The 513-nt window shown below is 42.2% G+C and carries 3 tRNA genes; all 3 read left to right on the top strand.

Annotation, left to right across the window (positions count from 1 at the left end):
* The first annotated feature begins 110 nt into the window (after window positions 1-110).
* Window positions 111-184, top strand: a tRNA-Trp gene (locus tag K9B36_RS16835).
* Window positions 185-241: 57 nt separating this feature from the next.
* Window positions 242-315: transfer RNA gene (locus K9B36_RS16830), tRNA-Trp, on the top strand.
* Between the two features lie 19 nt (window positions 316-334).
* Window positions 335-410: transfer RNA gene (locus tag K9B36_RS16825), tRNA-His, on the top strand.
* Window positions 411-513 lie beyond the last annotated feature (103 nt).

Genomic DNA, 513 nt, shown 5'->3' with positions numbered 1-513 from the left:
AGCGAAGTGGCTAAACGCGGCGGACTGTAAATCCGCTCCTTAGGGTTCGGCAGTTCGAATCTGCCCCCCTCCACCATTTTTTTCTTAAAAACAGTAACATTTTTGTCTATAGGGGCATAGTTTAACGGTAGAACAGAGGTCTCCAAAACCTCCGGTGTGGGTTCGATTCCTACTGCCCCTGCCAATTTATATTTAATATTATGGCGGGNTTTTTCTTAAAAACAGTAACATTTTTGTCTATAGGGGCATAGTTTAACGGTAGAACAGAGGTCTCCAAAACCTCCGGTGTGGGTTCGATTCCTACTGCCCCTGCCAATTTATATTTAATATTATGGCGGGTGTGGCGAAGTGGTTAACGCACCTGATTGTGGTTCAGGCATTCGTGGGTTCGATTCCCATCATTCGCCCCATATAATATTAAATAAATTAATCTACATTGATAATGTATAAAGTTATTTTAGAAGGTAGATTGTTTAATGGGCTATAGCCAAGCGGTAAGGCAACGGACTTTGA

This window comes from Sutcliffiella deserti (genome assembly GCF_020037475.1).
GTDB lineage: Bacteria > Bacillota > Bacilli > Bacillales > Bacillaceae_I > Sutcliffiella_A > Sutcliffiella_A deserti.
Note: the sequence above shows the minus strand (reverse complement) of the source record. Positions and strands in the feature narration are given on the sequence as shown.